Raw genomic sequence first — 16,282 nt, 5'->3', positions numbered from 1 at the left:
GTATTGCGGCGCCTGCTGCTGGGTCGGGTACGCCGGGGTGGTCGGCGGCGGCGGGTAGTTCGGCGGCTGCTGCTGAACCGGCTGCTGCGGCGGCGGTGGCGGAGCCTGCGCGGGCTGCGGCGCCTGCGCGGGCTGCGGGGCGTCGTCGACCGAGACGCCGTGGTCGGTGACCAGCGCGGCGAAACCGCCCGCGTAGCCCTGTCCGACCGCACGCACCTTCCACGCACCCTGGCGGCGGTAGAGCTCGAGCGCGATCACGATCGACTCGGTGTTCAGCCCTTCGATCCGGTACTCGTACAACTGATTACCCGCGGCGTCCGACACGATCGCGATCGGGGCGGGGAACCTGCCGAAATTGCTGTTCGCGTCGTCCAGCGTGATCACCGCGCGGATCTGGTCGATGTCGGCGGGCACCGCGTTCAGCGACACCGCCAGCGACGCGGGCTGGCCTGCCGGTGCGGGCTGCAGATTGACGCCGGGACCGCTGGGCTGGTTGAAGAAGACGAAGTCGGCATCGGAACGGACCTTGCCCCGCTCGGTGACCAGTAGTGCCGACAGATCCGCCGGCGCCGAGAGCTGGACGGAAATCACCACGTCGTTGGTGGCCAGCGGACCGTTCTGGCCCTTGGCGAGAGTTGCGGACAAGTTCGACCCTTCGCTTGTCGGTGCGTTCGCCTGACACTCTACGAGAAACGCGCTCCGCGCCGCTCGGAGTGAACGGACGCGCTGCTCCGACACCCGCGCGAGCATCGGTTAGGGTGACGGCACGCAGATGGAATGCGGCGATCCCACCGTGTTCCCGAACGAGACAGCAGGCAGACTCCATGGCGCAACTGTTCGAGCAATCGAAGAAGGTGGTCGAGGCCCATCTGGCCGGAACCAGCCTCCGCGCGATCTCCGGCTCGATGATCGCCTACGAAGGCAATGTGCAGTTCAAATCGGCCGGTTTCGGCGGCGGCGACGGTGTGCTCGCCGGGCTGAAGCGCCGGGCCACCGGCGAGAAACTGTCGCTGATGGAGTGCGCCGGGCACGGCCGGGTGTTCTTCGCCGTCAGCGGCCAGCACGTCACCGTCGTGAACCTGAACAACGAGACGCTGCAGGTGGAGTCGCAACAACTGCTCGCGTTCGCCGGAAACCTGCGCACCGACGTGCGTTTCGCCGGTTTGCGCGGCGCGTCCAGCGGGCAGGGCCTGTTCACCACGACCGTCTCCGGTCAGGGTCAGGTCGCGCTGCTCTCGGCGGGCGGTCCGCTCATCCACCTGGAGGTCTCCCCGCAGTACCCGCTGATCGTGGATCCGGACGCGTTCGTCGCGGCGCGCGGCAACCTCAACCAGTCCTTCGTCTCCGACGTGTCGTGGCGCAGTTTCGTCGGCCAGGACGCGGGCGAGGCGTTCTCGCTGCGCTGGGACGGCCAAGGCGTGGTGTTGATCCAACCGGCGGAACGGTAGGGGCGAGCGGTGTTCGAGAAGGTCAACGGCAAAGTCGTCAAGGTCGACGTCGGAATGGCGGGCGGAGTGGTCGCTCGCAACGGCGCGATGCTGTTCTACACCGGCGACGTTTCCTTTGCGCCCCATCAGATTCCGGGAGCCCAGGGGATGGGCGGCATGGGCGGACTGATGGGTATCGCGGGCCGGGCGATGGCGGGCGAGCACGAGCGCACCATGCTGGCGCAGGGCAACGGCGAGGTGCACTACGGGTTCGCCGGCCTGGAGGTCCACGTAGTCCACATGCAGCCGGGCGCGGCGCTGCGGGTCGAGGCCTCGCGACTGCTGGCCAATACCGCCGGATTGCAGAGTTCGGTGGTCTCGGTGATGAGTTCGGGCGGCGGAGGCGGTGGCGGCGGCGGGCTGATGGGCGCGCTGCGCGGCGCCGCCTCGGGCGCGTTGACCGGGCAGGGCATGTTCACCACCCAGTTGTCCGGGCAGGGCGCCGCGGTGCTGCTCGCGCACGGCGGGTTCCTGGAACTTCAAGTGGGCGGCCCGAATCCGATCGTGGTCGATCCGCAGGCGTTCGTCGCCGCCTACGGCAATGTGCAGACCGAGCTCAAGTCGGCGATGAGCTGGCGGGATGCCGTCGGCCGCGGCGCGGGCGAGGCGATGCAGCTGCATTGCGTCGGGCAGGGCGTCGTCTACGTGCAGGCCTCCGAAGAGAAGTTGTGAGCATGTCCCAGATCCTGAATCCCATGAATCTCGGCGAGAGCGACAACATCCCGGGAAACAGCTACGCGTACTGCATCGATCTGAACAAGCCGTGGTTCATGCGCAAGGGCGCGATGATCGCCTACTACGGCGACATGCGGTTCCAGACGCTGAGCCACGGGTTGCACGGCGGGCTGCTGCACATGGTGTCGCAACAGTTCTCGGCGCCGCTGTTCACCGGCGACTACGTCGTCGCGGAGGGCCATGGCAAGCTGATCATCGGCGACCGCGGCTACGACATCAATTCCTACGACCTCGAGGACAACGGCAACCTGACCATCCGGGCGGCCAACCTGCTGGCCTTCGAGCCGGGTCTGTCGCTCAACCAGTCCATCGTGCCCGGGTTCCTCACCCTGATCGGCACCGGCAAGTTCCTCGCCTCCTCCAACGGGCCGGTCATGTTCGCCGAGCCGCCGCTGCGGGTGGACCCGGAATCGCTGGTCGGCTGGGCGGATTGCCCCTCCCCGAGTCACCACTACGACCAGCGGTGGGTCACCGATTTCCTGGCCGCCGGCGCGGCGCGCCTCGGCGTCAACTCCGGTGAGGAGCGTCAGTTCGAGTTCACCGGCGCGGGCACCGTGCTGATCCAGTCCAGCGAGAAGGTGCTCAGCGACGCGATGCTGGTGCGCACCATCGAGGGACAGATCCAGAGCGGCATCACCGTCAGCGGCTTGCAACGGCTGCAAGGGCTCATCGCGCAGCAATTGGCCGGGCAGCAGCAGTACTGAGCCACGGAATCACTCGCGTTCGCCGATCCGCGGCGGACTGATGTCGATGCGCGGCGGCTGATGCGCAGGGAGACCGGGCGAGCCGCGTCAGAGTAACTCGGGCCGACAGGCGTATCACATACGGACAGCAAAGGATTCGCGACGGAACGGTGAACTCGACTCGATGTTCACCGGTGCCGGTCCACGGTCGGCGCAGAATCGGGTCATGGCTGACTTGGCGCTCTCGCCACAGCGTCGCACGGCGCTGACGAACCTGGTCCGAGACGAATCGACCTTCGCGACAGCGTATCCGCGGGTGGCCGACTACTGGTCCACCGCGTGCCGGTTGCCCGGCACCGGAGACGACATCGCCGACGCCACGTTCGACCTACACCTGCTGCACTACCTGACCGGCGGCCTCAGCACGAATCCCTACTGGGACATCGTCGCCGCCGCGGTATCGCCCGGTCCGCGGGAGCGCGCCAACCGTCGCGAGGTGAACGGCGGGAACCCAAAAGGTAGTGCGCGACTGGCCTACGCGCAGATTGTGTTGCAGGCGGCCTACGCCTACGCGATTCCCTCTCCTGCGACGCTGCGGTGGGTGGCGGATGCCGCGCAGGGCAGGCCGGTACTGGAAGTGGGTTCGGGCCGCGGCTATTGGGCGCATCAGCTCGCCCGCATCGGCATTCCGACAACCGCTTTCGACTCGCATCCACCCGATCGCGCGACCAACACGGCGTTTCCGGCCGCCGCCGGGCAGACCGCGACATGGCATCCCACCGCCACGCCGCCTTCCTCCACAGCCGATCTGGTCGCCGCCCATGCCGGGGATGTGCTGTTTCTCTGCTGGCCGCCCGGCTGGGAGAACCCGATGGCCTCGACCACTCTCGCCGCCTATCAGCAGGCAGGCGGTTCGTCGCTGGTCTACATCGGCGAACCACGCGGCGGGCGCACGGCCGACAGCGCGTTCTTCGACACGCTGGAGGCCGGATGGACGCTGCTCGACCAGGACCCGGACTACGTCTCGTGGTGGAATCTCGGCGATACGGCGCAGTGCTGGCAGCGGCGATGATCCCGCGGCTCAGCGAAGGCGCTGGAATTCCCAGGGATCGTGCGCGCTGAGCAAGGTGACTTCGTGACCGTGGTCGCGGTGTAGTTCGCGTAGCCGCGCCTGGGTGCCCACTCGCAGGTCGTGGTGGACCTCGGAGGAGGTTTGCACGATGTCCAGGATCGGGTGCGGCTGCGGCCGCGGGTCGAGTTCGCGATGGTAGTAGTAGGCGTCGCCACAGTGCAGCAGCCAACGTTCGCCGTCGCGAACGGCGACCCCGGTGTGACCTGCGGTGTGTCCGCCCAGCGGGATCAGCTGGAAGTCCTCCGGCAGATCCTTCGGTTGGATCGCGTCGAAGCCGAACCACTTTCCGGTCGGGTCGGACGGGTAGGTGACCCAGTGCGGGTCGTGTGCCCAGTGCGCGGGGCGGTAGCGGAAGCTCGGGGCTTCGGCCTGCGCCGCCGCGAGTTCGGCGGCGAGGACATGCACCCGCGCGTGCGGGAAGTCGGGCAGCCCGCCGCAGTGATCCACGTCGAGGTGGGTGAGGATGACGTGCCGCACGTCTGCGGGGTGGTAGCCGAGGCGTTGCACCTGCCGGATGGCGGTCTCGTCCTCGGACAACACCGGCTGCGAGAGCGCGACCCAGTCGGCGCCGAGCGTGCCCGCCGGGTCGCGGACGTCGTCCAGCCCGATGCCGGTCTCGATCAGCACCAGACCGTCGGACGCGGTCTCGACCAGCAGGCAGTGGTTCACCGCGTGGGCGGGCGCCGGCCCGTCGTAGGTGGCTTCGATCTGCCGTACCGAGCCGCAATTGAGGTGATGAACTGTCATGGGAGCTAGTCTGTGACTTGAAGCGCGGTTCAAGTCAAGGAGACGCGATGACCGACCTGCTCGATATCGCCGAGGTCGCCGAACAAGCGAACCTCGCGCCCTCCGCACTGCGTTTCTACGAGAAACGCGGGCTCATCGCCGCGACCGGCCGCAACGGCCTGCGCCGCACCTACCACCCCGACATCCTCGGCCGCCTCGCCCTCATCGCCTGCGCCCGCGGCGCCGGTTTCACCCTCGCCGAGATCGCCCGCTTCCTGCGCGCCTCCCCCTCCGACGCCGAACTGCGCACCCGCATGGCGCAGAAGGCCCGCCAGCTCGATGACGACATCGCCCGCCTCATCCGCATGCGCGACAGCCTCCGCCACGCCGCCACCTGCACCCACGACCCCTTGGTCGAATGCCCGGACTTCAAATCCACCTTCGAAAGCGCCGCCGACGCGCTATAAGTCCGCGAACCAAGTATTCGGCCCCGCCTCGCGGATGCGAGACGGGGCCGGGCCGGGCCGGGGCTCAGCCGACTACTTCACGAAGTCACGCACGCCCTCGAAAACCGTCGACGACGACAGCAGCGCGACATGGCCGATGCACGCTGTCTGGGTGTTGCCTGCGCCGCTGAGAATGGTGCTCGCGTCGGGGTTGATGATCTCGTCGCACGGTGACCACCAGGTGCCGTAGTTCACCCGGCCGGGGGTTTCGTCGGTGCTGTTCAGTTCGGCCAGAAAGGCGGAGCCGGGCCGCATCTCCACGCAGGAGACATCGAGGCATCCGTTGGCGGTGTCGGTGCCGTGATTGGGGCCGCCGATGGAGACCCAGTCGTCGACGAAATCGAGGCCGCCGAGGTTCTTCAGGTACCAGCGACTGTTGAGGCCGCCCATCGAGTGGGTGATGATATCGACCTCGGCGGCACCGGTTTTCGCGCGCAGCGCGTCGACCTGCGCTTGAACCTCCAGCGCGATGTCCTTGTTCGACCGGGTGGTGTTGTAGGTGAATCGTGCCATCTCATCCGCGGAGTATCCCGCGTCCAGGAATCGGGCCCACATGTAATTCCAGTCCGACGCCGATCCCTGCCATCCGTGGACGAAAAGGATGGGATCTCGCGCCGGCGCAGCGGCCGCCTGTGGTGTGGCGACGCCGAGCGCAGCGGTAGCTGTCGCGACCAGGGTGATTGCGGCAAAAACGAGGCGGCGCGTAATGGATGTGATGTGCATGAATAGACTCCGATCTGCTCGTCGCACTGCGAGCAGACAGAAAATAGCGCGAGGGCTCATCCGGGCACGGTGAAACGTGGAAATTCCATTTGTGGCTTCGAAAACCACTGCACCGATACCGTTTCGATGCCGTGCCGGCTACTCGGAGGACGGCGGGGCTTCCTGGAAGAACCAATTGATGATTTCTTCGCCGGCCAGGATGCCGGTGGATCGGGTGACGGTGAGGTTCGGGTAGGTCCAGTTGAGTTGTTCGAGTTCGCCGTGGCGGGGGCGGATGGCCGAGTCGGCGGCGCGGAGCATCTCGGCGTCGAGGGCGCCGTCGCCCGCGGCGAGTGTGCGGGCGTCGTCGGTCAGCTCCCCGCTTTCCCAGAGGCGCTTGCGCACCTCGGCGACCGCGCGGCTCTTGCAGACCGCGAGCGGCATGGAGTAGATCTTGCGGCCTTGCTGGGAGGCCGACCAGCCCCGCGAACGACACCACTCGTCCCACTCGGCGAGAAATCCCTCGGGCACGTCCTTGGGCTTCACCACGAGGTAGCAGAAGAGATGGTCGGCCACGCGGAATTTGGTGACCCAGGAGTCGTCGATGCGGGCGTGCAGTTCCTCGGTCACCTCGGACAGGGTGGCGCCGCCCGCTCGGACCTCGGCATCGATATCGATGCGCCAGCTCAGGTCGGGCACGCCGTCGACCAGGATGTTCCCGCCGTTGCTTGTGATCGCGTAGCGCCACGGCGCCCCGGGTAGTCGAATACGCTCGAACTGTTTGATGGTGCGGGTGGTGGTGGGAACGACGGCGGCGGGTTCGGTCAGGGCCTGCATCCGCAGCGCCGCGGTGGTGGTCATGAACGACAGCGGCGCCCCATCCAGATGCTCCACGCAGACCGTCGGCACGTCCTCGGCGGTGCTGAAGGCGTTACGCGAGTAGATCATCGTCCGGTCCAGGTCGGTCGCGATCAGCGCGTGTCTTCGGTGTGCTCTCGGAGATAGGTTCACTGCTGCACGTCCTTGATCAATCCCATACACGAATATGCCAGGTCGGCGACGACTTCGACCGGGACACCCCGGGCCGCGGCGAGCATACGGATGTGCGCGTGCTCCGGCGCGTCGGCCTCGCGCACCAGCACCATCCACGGCACCCGGCGCAGCAGCACCCGCGTGGTCTCGCCGACGCCGGGCTTCACGAAGTTCACGCTGGCGATGCCGTACTGCTCCCGCACCTGCTCCACCGACGCCCAGCCGGTCCAGGTGGGCGTCCGGTCGCTCGCGCGGATCGCGGCCACTTCGGCGGGCACCCGGTCGCGGATCGCGTCGAAAGCGCCGCTCACGGTGTCCAGCAGACGCCCGGACACGTCGTCACCGGCCAGTTCGCGGTAGAATTTGGCGCCGTGGAAATCGCCGGGGCCGATCAGCGTGTCGTTGAGGACCGTGCGCGAGATCAAGCCGGAAACGGTCGAGTTCAGGCACGCCGAGGCGATCAGGAAGTCGTCGCGGGTGCCGTAGGTGCGCACGCAGTGGCCGGGGTCGGCCAGCACCGCCAACTCGCCGTCGAACCGGGCGCCCCCGGCCGCGTGGTAGGCGTCCAGCGCCTCGGTCAACTCGCGAGTGATCGCGCCCTTGCCCGTCCACCCGTCCACGAACACGACGGAGGACGGATCGTGGTGCTCGGCCAGATAGTCCAGCGCCACGGCGTCGATGCCGCGATCCCGCACGATCGACACCGCGTAGTGCGGCACCTCGATGCTCGGGAAACGCGCTCGCAGCCAGCGGCGCATCAGGATGCCGACCGGCGTGCCCGCGCGCGCCAGCGACACCAGGACGATGTCCTCGCCGCGCTCGGCGACCACCAGTTCGGACACGGTCGCCACCGCCAGCGCGAGTCGCTCGGCGCTTTCCGCCAGCACCTCGTCGAACAGCGAGCGATACGACGCGTCCGGCTGATACTCGATCGGGAGCGACTCCGCGTAGTGCGCCTTCCCGGCCTGGATCTTGCGTTCCCGCTCGGCGACGTCGGCCTCGAGATCGACGTGCGACAGGTCCTTCAGCAGCCAGGAGACCTCGTCGGTCGCATAGGAGCCGAACTGCGGGCCGTGCAGCGGAGTGGGTAGCGCGCCCACGCTGGTATTCGTCACGACCCGCTCCCGTCCAGTACCTCCGACGACGCGCGTACGGCGTGCAGCCGCCGCGGGTCGGCTTCCCGCAGCACCGCGAGCAGCACGTCCGATCCGGAGGCGGTCAGCACGTCGACCAGCCCGTTCTCGGCCGTCAACGCCGCGGTGTCGGCGGGCGAATCGACCACGACGACGAGCACCGGATCGTGCGCGGCGAGGTCGGCGTCCGTGCTCGTGTCGACGGCGTCGTCACCCGCGGGAGCCGGATCGGCGATCAGGCCGCTCAGCCCCGCCAGATCGGCCTCGAACAGGTCGAGCGAATCCACCGGCCACTGCGCGTTGTACAGGTAGCGCGGCGCGGCATCACCTGGCTCGGGTGCGACGAACCGGAACCCACGCCGCAACGGATATCCCGGCTCGTCCAGCACATAGGCGGGCGAACGCGTGGTGGTCTGGAAGCGCGTGGGCGTCCCCGACTCGGCCAGCAGCGCCGCCAACCGCAGCGGCAAGTACATCAGCTCTTCGTGCCCGAGCACGATGGCGGCCCGGCCGGGGAAGTCGGCGGCGAGCCGGGCGGTCAGCACCTCGCCCGCGTCCGACAGCGCCGCCTCGAACGCGCCGGTGTCGGAAGCGAGGATTCCGTGCCTGCCGCCCTCCGGAACGGCAGCGGGCCAGGGAAGTTCGACCCGTCGGAACGAACCGGGCTGTCCGGCCGTCGGATTGAGGCGTGGTTCGGGCAGGGCGCCGACCGCGTCGACCAGCCCTTCCGGCAGCGACGCCCGGCCGGTGGCGAGACAGACCGTGTCGATGCGTGCCCCGAGTTCGGCGGCGGCAGCGTCGAATGCGGCACGATCGGCCGCATCGCGCAGGTCGACCAGGGAGGCGAGCACGTAATGGGCGCGCGGCGCGAAAGCGTGCAACGCGCGCACCGCATCGATCGCGGTGGCTCCGGTGGAGATCTCGTCGTCGACGAGCACCAGCGGCAGATCGTTGACGAAGATGTCGGCCGGCGCCGGTTGCAGCAGGTGCGAGGTGGCGTGCGAATGCCCCTCCTCGAACCCGGCGAGGGTCTGCGCGTGCGGCACCGCGCGCCGGGTCGAATGGAGATAGCAACTCGCGCCGATCCGCGCCGCCACACAGTGGCCGAGCCCCGTCGCGGTCTCGGCGAACCCGAGCACGACGGCCTCGCGATCCCCGAGCACCGCGCGCACCAGATCGCCCAGATGATCGCCCGCCCCGAGCACGATCCGCGGATCGGTCGGCAGGTGCTTGCCGAGCACGGTGGACACCAGCAGGTGCGCCCGGCGCCGATTGTTGCGCCGAACGCCCGGCTGCACCAGTGCCGTGATCGGCAGCCGCGCCGAACGCAGCCGATCCGAATCGCGTTCCCGCACCGGATCGCGATGCAGGCCGATGCCCAGAGTTCTTGTCGCCCAAAATATTTCGTTGCCACCGAGTTCGGCGGTCGTCCGGCTCATACGGTGACCAACGCCGTCAGCAGATCCACGAACGACACTCCCTTGTTCGCCACGCCGAACACCCGTGCGCGCAACAGGGTCTGTCGCGCCCAGCTGCGATGCGGCCGCATCTCGTTCATCTTGTTCCGGTAGCCGGAGGCCGCCACGCCGCCGACATCGTCGCGGAGGATGTCCAGCGCGTCGGAGTACTCCTCGTGGGTGACCACCGACAGCGCGTGCACAGCGGCCACGTGCGACGGGTGGATCACCGTCTTGCCCTGAATGCCGTTGGCCCGGTCCAGCGTGATCTCCCGCAGCAAACCGTCCAGATCCCGGCTGACCAGGTATTGCCGGAACGGCACCGCGTCGGACTCCTCGAACGGCGCGGTCCGCAGCAACGGCCGGAACATCCGCTCGTGGTCGGCGAAGTACTCCCACACCGGCCCGGTGATCACGAAACCCGTCCCGTCCGCACGTCCCAGGTAGTTCACGATGTCGGCGATGACGTCGGCGACCACGCGCACGTCGTAGATGGTCAGGTCGCGGTCACGCCGGATGCCGAAGGTCGAGCACATGTCCGTCGCACCGACCCGCACCGCGAGCACCCGTTCCCGGTGCGCGGCCAGCAGCGCCGCGATCTGGGTGAGCTCGTGATCGCGGGTCTCCCGGTGCACCAGCCCCGCCGACTCCAGCACCGGCATCCCGTACAGCGGTCGCTGCACCCGCTGGGCCGCCGCGTTCAGCGCGTCGAGGTAGTCCGGCCCGGTGACGCCGTCGAACTTCGGGAACACGAACCCGGTGAGCACCCTGGCGCCCGGTCCGAGCTGCTCGATGAGCTCGGTGATCGTCTCCGCGTCGCGCACCCGGACGAACAGCAGCGGATTGGCGTCGTGGCTGCCCGCCAGCAGATCGAGGGCGGCGACGGTCTGCTGCTTGGCGTACTCCACCTCGTGATCGGCGACGGCGTCCTCCAGGTCGATCACCATCGAGCACACCCCGTGCGTGGCGCGCCTGCCGATCGTCAGCGCCAGGTCGGGCCTGGTCGCGGGCGCGTACAGCGTCGCACCGAGGCCGATCGCGAGTAGCTCGCGATCGGTGTGGTCGTCGCCGAACGGTTCGGGCTGCCGGTGGAAGAGTCGCCTCGCCTCTGGGCCGTGCAACTGCCGGAAGTGGCGCAGCGGCATTCGCTTCCGCAGGGAAACCTCCTGCTGGACGGCGATGCCTGCGGTCATCGTTGCCCCACTCCTCATTCTCGTCGTGGTCCTGCTTGTTTTCTCATTCGATCCACTACTCCGGCTATGAATTCGGTGACGGCATCCAGTTCCGCCACATAGGCCCAGTAGTCGGGATGACGCCCCGACAGTGTTTCGCTGATTCGGTCGATCCGTGCTGCTTGCGCGTCGAGCACCGAACCCCATTCGGCGACCAGCCCGCGGCTCACCGCGAGCATCTGCGCGTCCCGCAGCCGGAATCGTACGGCCTTGGCCTGTTCTTGCGGGTCGGCCCGGATCGCACGCAGCAGGGCGAGCCGCTTGGTCACGGCGTCGACCCGCTGCTCGGCCTCGGCGAGGAACCCGCGCGCGGATGTGGTCAGATCAAGTGCAAACTCCGGATTGTTCTCTGCCGCCGCACGCGCCCTGCCGAGGGCCGCGTCCGCGGCCTCGATGGCTCGCTGGCTTTCCCGCTCATTGTTAGCCAGATCGGCCGAACTCGCAGCGTTGAACTCGCGCAGCAGCGCCGAGAACGCGGGCGGCACGCCTTCGGCCCTGGTCCGGACGGCGGCAAGCCGGGTTGTCACCGACGATATCGCGGTGTTCGCGGCCGCCGCTCGAGATGGGGCTTGCGCCAACGCATCCGTCAGCTCCTTGGTGAGCGCGGCCAGCCGGTTGGCGGTCTCCCGCACTGTGCCCGCCGGCGTGTCGACCCCCGCCGCCTCCAGTGTGACCAGCGCCTCATCGACCGCGGCGGCGCGTTCGCGCACCGAGGGATAGTTCGCGAACTCCGAGTCGACGGCGTGCGCACGCACCCCGGCCGCGGCGGCCTTCACCCGCTGCACCAGCTGCGGCACCGCGCCGAGCACGGCCACCGCCTCTTCGAGCCTGCTCTGGTCGCCGCGATAGAACTCGTCGACGGCGTGCGCCGCGGCGGTCAGTTGCCCGACCGCGGCGTCGACGCGCTGCCGCGCCTGCGGGATCGGCGGGCCGCCGCGCTGCGCGGCCTCCAGCTCCGCGCTCAACGTCAGGTAGACCTCCCCCGCGCCATAACACCTGTGGCGGACCGGTTCCCAGCGCGCGCCCGTGCCCCGCTCCGGGAAGACCTCATCGGCGGCGTGCACCGCAGCGTCGGCCGCGCTCTGGCGCCGGTCCATGTCCAGGAAGGCGGTGGCGAGCGTGGCGCGGGCATGCTCGATCCACGCGTCGTCTCCCGACGAACGGAACCAACCGCGCCTGCGCCCTGCCACGCTGCGATGGTAGGAGATCTTCCTGTTCGCCGAGGGTTGCGCCGGTTCCTACGCAAGTTCGCGGAAACCTACTACTGTCGTAAGGCGTACCCGGCGATTCGGACATGCTGGGAACCAATGACGGACTATTGAAAGGGAATCCCGCATGGGTGTCAGTTTGTCCAAGGGCGGCAATGTCTCGCTGACCAAGGCGGCGCCTAACCTCACTGCTGTTGCAGTCGGCCTCGGGTGGGATGTGCGGACCACCACCGGCACCGACTTCGACCTCGACGCCAGCGCCATCGCGACCGGCGCGGACAAGAAGGTCCTGTCCGACCAGCACTTCGTCTTCTTCAACAATCTGCGTTCCCCCGAGGGCGCGATCGAGCACGTCGGCGACAACCGGACCGGCGAAGGTGAGGGCGACGACGAGGTCATCAACGTCGACCTGGCAAACACCCCGCCCACGATCGAGAGCATCTTCTTCCCGGTCTCGATCTACGACGCCGACTCCCGGTCGCAGTCCTTCGGCCAGGTCCGCAACGCCTACATCCGCGTCGTCGACCGCAGCAACGGCGAGGAGCTGGCCCGCTACGACCTCACCGAGGACGCCTCGACCGAGACCGCCATGGTCTTCGGCGAGCTGTACCGTAACGGTGCGGAGTGGAAGTTCCGCGCCATCGGCCAGGGCTATGCCTCCGGGCTGGCCGGCATCGCCCGTGACTACGGTGTGAACGTCTGAGGTACCTCGCTGTTCGCAGGGGGCCCGGAGACGGGCCCCCTTCGTCGTGCGACCCTGGCATACCGGCGCCCAGGGGCAGCGTTGGACAACCGGCGATCCAGCAGCCACGCTGGTAGCAAACGTCGCCGCCTCGTTTTCACTTCATGAAAGGTCCCAGCGTGGTCCTGCGCATATTCGGCATGTCCTTCCTCGTCACGGCGGTCTCCCTGGTCGTGGCGGTGTTGTACGGCGGACCGACCGCCCTCGCGCTCGTCGTCATCCTCGGCATCCTCGAGGTGTCGCTGTCGTTCGACAACGCCGTGATCAACGCCACCGTGCTCGAACGCATGAGTGCCTTCTGGCAACGGATCTTCCTCACCATCGGCGTGTTGATCGCCGTGTTCGGCATGCGGCTGGTCTTTCCGCTCGCCATCGTGTGGATCACCGCGGGCCTGAATCCGGTGGAAGCCTTCGACCTGGCACTCAACCCGCCCCCGGACGACGCGCTGACCTTCCCGGACGGCAGCCCGAGCTACGAGAAACTGCTCACCGACGCGCACCCGCAGATCGCGGCGTTCGGCGGCATGTTCCTGGCGCTGCTGTTCCTGAACTTCATCTTCGAGGAACGCGAGGTCACCTGGCTGAGCTGGCTGGAGCGGCCGCTGGCCAAGGCGGGCAAGCTGGACATGCTCTCGGTGGTGGTCGCGGGCACCGGCCTGATCCTCACCGCGGAGTTCGTCTCCGACGAGGCGCACCGCTCGACCGTGCTGGTCGCCGGCCTGCTGGGCATGATCACCTACATCGCGGTGGACGGGCTCGGCTCCATGTTCCACACCGAGGAGTACACCGAGGGCGGCCCCTCCGAGCTGGCCAAGGCCACCGGTAAGGCGGGCTTCTTCCTGTTCCTGTACCTCGAGGTGCTCGACGCGTCGTTCTCCTTCGACGGCGTGATCGGCGCGTTCGCCATCACCTCCGACCCGATCATCATCGCGCTCGGCCTCGGCCTGATCGGCGCCATGTTCGTCCGGTCGATCACGGTGTACCTGGTCCGCAAGGGCACCCTGGCGGAGTACGTCTACCTGGAGCACGGCGCGCACTGGGCGATCGGCGCGCTGGCGGCGATCCTGCTCATCTCGATCGGGGTGCACGTCAACGAGCTCATCACCGGCCTGATCGGCGTCGCGTTCATCGGTGCGGCGTTCATCACCAGCGTCGTCCGCAACCGCGGTGCGGACGAAGAGGAAGTGGACAGCGAACGGGAACCGACGCCGGTAGGCTGATCCCCGGCAAGCAGCCGAAGACCCGTGCGGCAGCGGCCCCATCCGACGGATGGCCGCTGCCGCTCTCGTTTCCACGGAGGGGGGATCGCGCCATGGCGATCGACGGCAACCCCGGCGGCGTCAACCTGTCCAAGGTGACCCTGTCGAAAGCGACACCGAGCATCAACCTGACCAAGCCGGGTGAGCAGCAGGGCACCATGCGGGTCAACCTGAACTGGTCGAGCGGACCCCGGGGATTCTTCCGCCGTTCCAAGCCCGTCGACCTGGACCTCGGCTGCCTCTACGAACTCGCCAACGGCGCGAAGGGCGTCGTGCAGGCGATCGGCGGCAATTTCGGCGCCTTGGACGCCGAGCCCTACATCGTGCTGGACGGCGACGATCGCAGCGGCACCGGCACCGCCGGCGAGAACATGCACATCAACCTCGCCAGGCCCGAACTGTTCAAGCGCATCCTGATCTTCGCCTTCATCTACGAGGGCGTGCCCAACTGGGCCGCAGCGGACGGGGTGGTGACGCTCCACCCGACCGCGGGCCCGCAGGTCGAGGTCCGCCTCGACTCGCCGGTGGACGGCGCCCGTTCCTGCGCCATCGCCCTGCTACAGAACCAGGGAGCCGGGATCACCGTGCACCGGGAAGTGCACTACGTCCACGGCGCTCAGCGCGAACTGGACCAGGCATACCAGTGGGGCATGCAGTGGCACAGCGCGCGCAAGTAGGTGCGCCGCCGGTGCGACATGACGCTGTGCGGTAACCGCGCCACAAGCGCCGCCTTCCGCGCCCGGCACGGCGGCCCCTAGACCACCGGGACCAGATTGCGGGGGTCGGATCGCGACACCCGTGGCGAGGTCGAACGGTGCCCGCGCGGCGCGGCCCACAGGAACACGAAGAACAACACGATCAGCAGACTCGCGCGTCCCCACACCCCGAATTGAACGATGTTCTCCATCAGCTCTACGGAGTTACCCGACCCCATCGAGTAGAAGTAGCGGAACACCCCGACCCCGATGGCCGCGTCGGCGACGAGATAGCTGCCGATCAGCCACCATGGCACCTCCAGTAGCACCAGGAACGGCACCAGCCACAGGGTGTACTGCGGCGAATGAACCTTGTGGAACAGCAGGAATCCACACAGCATCGCCCCGCTCACCCCGACCCACGGGAAGACGCCGGTCGTCAGGTAACGCTTCCAGCCGAGCCACATGGCCAGCGCGAACGCCACGAGCACCAGCACGGGCGAGGCGATCGAGACCAACTGCTGGAACGCCGCCTCACCGAGCGCGTCCGGACCGAACATCGGCCGGATGCCCCAGTACCAGACGGAATTCGTGGTGATGTCGGCCTGCCGCAATTGCTGGAAGGTGATCGACGCGCGCCAGCCCTCGTACCCCACCAGCGCGAACGGCAGGTTCACCGCGACGACGGTGCCGACCGCCGCGGCCGCGGTGAGCGCGGCGCCGCGCACGTCCAGCCGCCGATCCGGATCCCGCGGGTCGCCCTCGACGCCTCCGGTCAGCACGTACGCCAGCAGCGGCAACACGAAGATCCCCGGGTACAGCTTGAGGCAGAACCCGAGACCGAGCAGCACCGCGGCCACGATCCCCCTGGTGCGCACCGAGTAGCGGGTCAGCGCCGCCATCACGTAGACGGCCGCAACCGCGGTACACACCACCGGGAGCTCCCAGTTGTGGAAGGCGTAGAGCACCAGCGGCGGTCCGGCCGCCCACAGCAGGGCGGCGGCGCCGGCCAGGCGAGCCAGCATCCACGCGGTCAGCAGCGCGAAGGGCGCGAGCAGCAGCGCGGAGTACCGCAGGAAATCGGCGTCGTTGTCCGCCTCGACCGCCCCGAGCCACATCAGCACGCCGCTGAGCACCGGATATTCCACCGCGCCGCCGACCAGCGCACCGTCTTCGGTGATACCGCCGCGCACGTACGGAAAGACGTGCTCGTTGATATCCCGGCCGAGCCAGAGGAATTGGATGTCCGAATAACAGACGTCGGAATCCTTGATGACATCGAAAACCGTGCTGCGACCGTCCCGGTCGAACGGGGCCCCCGCGCAGCGCGCCTTGTTCGCGTATGCCAGCGCCAAGACCACGGCGCAGAGCAACAGCACCACCACGGCCAGCGCCGCGCGGCGTCGCACACGCCCTGCGGGCAGATCGCGGGCGGCGAGTCCGGTCGGCATGGATCCACCCTAAGCGGACCCGGCGGGCGATGCCGCCGTTCCCCTCCCTACGAAGGCGAACACGCGGGCCGATCGCGTGCGCGCCCGCCTGGCCGACGGGGC

The 16,282-nt window shown here is 68.3% G+C and carries 18 protein-coding genes; 9 read left to right on the top strand and 9 right to left on the bottom strand.

The genetic code is table 11. From position 1 onward, the window contains the following. The coding region (locus tag HOV91_RS09935) for a TerD family protein (RefSeq protein ID WP_174185146.1) at positions 1 to 645 on the bottom strand (645 nt) is incomplete at its 3' end. 179 nt (positions 646 to 824) lie between these two features. Between HOV91_RS09935 and HOV91_RS09930 the strand changes: the two genes are divergently transcribed. The 4 genes from HOV91_RS09930 to HOV91_RS09915 all read left to right on the top strand — a co-directional run bounded on the left by HOV91_RS09930 (position 825) and on the right by HOV91_RS09915 (position 3,977). After that, positions 825 to 1,448, top strand: coding sequence for an AIM24 family protein (locus tag HOV91_RS09930; RefSeq protein ID WP_174185145.1), 624 nt, complete (start codon positions 825 to 827; stop codon positions 1,446 to 1,448). A gap of 9 nt (positions 1,449 to 1,457) precedes the next feature. Then, positions 1,458 to 2,159 carry an AIM24 family protein gene (locus HOV91_RS09925; protein WP_174185144.1) on the top strand — a complete coding sequence of 234 codons (702 nt, stop codon included), beginning with the start codon at positions 1,458 to 1,460 and terminating at the stop codon, positions 2,157 to 2,159. Positions 2,160 to 2,161: 2 nt separating this feature from the next. Continuing rightward, positions 2,162 to 2,926 (top strand): AIM24 family protein, encoded by a 765-nt coding sequence (locus HOV91_RS09920; RefSeq protein ID WP_174185143.1) that lies wholly within the window; start codon positions 2,162 to 2,164, stop codon positions 2,924 to 2,926. Positions 2,927 to 3,131: 205 nt separating this feature from the next. After that, the gene (locus tag HOV91_RS09915; protein WP_174185142.1) at positions 3,132 to 3,977 is read left to right on the top strand and encodes a class I SAM-dependent methyltransferase; all 846 of its coding nucleotides are present in this window, start codon (positions 3,132 to 3,134) and stop codon (positions 3,975 to 3,977) included. Positions 3,978 to 3,986: 9 nt separating this feature from the next. Here the strand turns inward: HOV91_RS09915 and HOV91_RS09910 are convergent, their stop codons facing one another. Beyond that, positions 3,987 to 4,784 carry an MBL fold metallo-hydrolase gene (locus HOV91_RS09910; RefSeq protein ID WP_174185141.1) on the bottom strand — a complete coding sequence of 266 codons (798 nt, stop codon included), beginning with the start codon at positions 4,782 to 4,784 and terminating at the stop codon, positions 3,987 to 3,989. 47 nt (positions 4,785 to 4,831) lie between these two features. Between HOV91_RS09910 and HOV91_RS09905 the strand changes: the two genes are divergently transcribed. Then, positions 4,832 to 5,230, top strand: a complete 399-nt coding sequence (locus HOV91_RS09905) for a MerR family transcriptional regulator (protein ID WP_174185140.1) — start codon at positions 4,832 to 4,834, stop codon at positions 5,228 to 5,230. A 72-nt stretch (positions 5,231 to 5,302) separates the two neighbouring features. Here the strand turns inward: HOV91_RS09905 and HOV91_RS09900 are convergent, their stop codons facing one another. The 6 genes from HOV91_RS09900 to HOV91_RS09875 are packed head-to-tail and all read right to left on the bottom strand — an operon-like array spanning position 5,303 to position 12,015. After that, a complete protein-coding gene (locus HOV91_RS09900; RefSeq protein ID WP_217440025.1) occupies positions 5,303 to 6,100 on the bottom strand; it encodes an esterase/lipase family protein in 798 nt (265 codons plus the stop codon). Positions 6,101 to 6,130: 30 nt separating this feature from the next. After that, complete coding sequence (locus HOV91_RS09895) at positions 6,131 to 6,919, bottom strand: HAD family hydrolase (protein ID WP_174185139.1); 789 nt, start codon at positions 6,917 to 6,919, stop codon at positions 6,131 to 6,133. Between the two features lie 59 nt (positions 6,920 to 6,978). Next, positions 6,979 to 8,118, bottom strand: a complete 1,140-nt coding sequence (locus HOV91_RS09890; RefSeq protein ID WP_312884543.1) for a cysteine protease StiP family protein — start codon at positions 8,116 to 8,118, stop codon at positions 6,979 to 6,981. Further along, positions 8,115 to 9,575, bottom strand: a complete 1,461-nt coding sequence (locus tag HOV91_RS09885) for a phosphoribosyltransferase domain-containing protein (protein WP_174185138.1) — start codon at positions 9,573 to 9,575, stop codon at positions 8,115 to 8,117. Before HOV91_RS09885 ends, HOV91_RS09890 begins: the two co-directional genes overlap by 4 nt. Beyond that, positions 9,572 to 10,786: an HpcH/HpaI aldolase/citrate lyase family protein gene (locus tag HOV91_RS09880; protein ID WP_174185137.1), complete on the bottom strand. Its 1,215-nt coding sequence runs from the start codon at positions 10,784 to 10,786 to the stop codon at positions 9,572 to 9,574. The genes HOV91_RS09885 and HOV91_RS09880 overlap by 4 nt, the downstream gene beginning before the upstream one ends. A gap of 14 nt (positions 10,787 to 10,800) precedes the next feature. Further along, positions 10,801 to 12,015, bottom strand: coding sequence for a hypothetical protein (locus HOV91_RS09875; RefSeq protein ID WP_312884542.1), 1,215 nt, complete (start codon positions 12,013 to 12,015; stop codon positions 10,801 to 10,803). A 145-nt stretch (positions 12,016 to 12,160) separates the two neighbouring features. Between HOV91_RS09875 and HOV91_RS09870 the strand changes: the two genes are divergently transcribed. The 4 genes from HOV91_RS09870 (at position 12,161) to HOV91_RS41040 (ending at position 14,792) form a co-directional block, all read left to right on the top strand. Beyond that, positions 12,161 to 12,736 carry a TerD family protein gene (locus HOV91_RS09870; RefSeq protein WP_174185136.1) on the top strand — a complete coding sequence of 192 codons (576 nt, stop codon included), beginning with the start codon at positions 12,161 to 12,163 and terminating at the stop codon, positions 12,734 to 12,736. Positions 12,737 to 12,894: 158 nt separating this feature from the next. Then, a complete protein-coding gene (locus HOV91_RS09865; RefSeq protein WP_174185158.1) occupies positions 12,895 to 13,995 on the top strand; it encodes a DUF475 domain-containing protein in 1,101 nt (366 codons plus the stop codon). A 92-nt stretch (positions 13,996 to 14,087) separates the two neighbouring features. Further along, entirely contained in the window at positions 14,088 to 14,711 is a 624-nt protein-coding gene (locus HOV91_RS09860; protein WP_174185135.1) for a TerD family protein, read from the top strand. Further along, the gene (locus HOV91_RS41040) at positions 14,712 to 14,792 is read left to right on the top strand and encodes a CGNR zinc finger domain-containing protein (RefSeq protein WP_369009318.1); all 81 of its coding nucleotides are present in this window, start codon (positions 14,712 to 14,714) and stop codon (positions 14,790 to 14,792) included. Here HOV91_RS41040 and HOV91_RS09850 read toward each other — a convergent pair. Next, the gene (locus HOV91_RS09850) at positions 14,789 to 16,180 is read right to left on the bottom strand and encodes a glycosyltransferase family protein (protein WP_174185134.1); all 1,392 of its coding nucleotides are present in this window, start codon (positions 16,178 to 16,180) and stop codon (positions 14,789 to 14,791) included. The genes HOV91_RS41040 and HOV91_RS09850 overlap by 4 nt on opposite strands. Between the last annotated feature and the right edge of the window lie 102 nt (positions 16,181 to 16,282).

Origin of the sequence: Nocardia barduliensis, from assembly GCF_013315795.1 — a bacterium.
Taxonomy (GTDB): Bacteria; Actinomycetota; Actinomycetes; order Mycobacteriales; family Mycobacteriaceae; genus Nocardia; species Nocardia barduliensis.
Note: the sequence above shows the minus strand (reverse complement) of the source record. Positions and strands in the feature narration are given on the sequence as shown.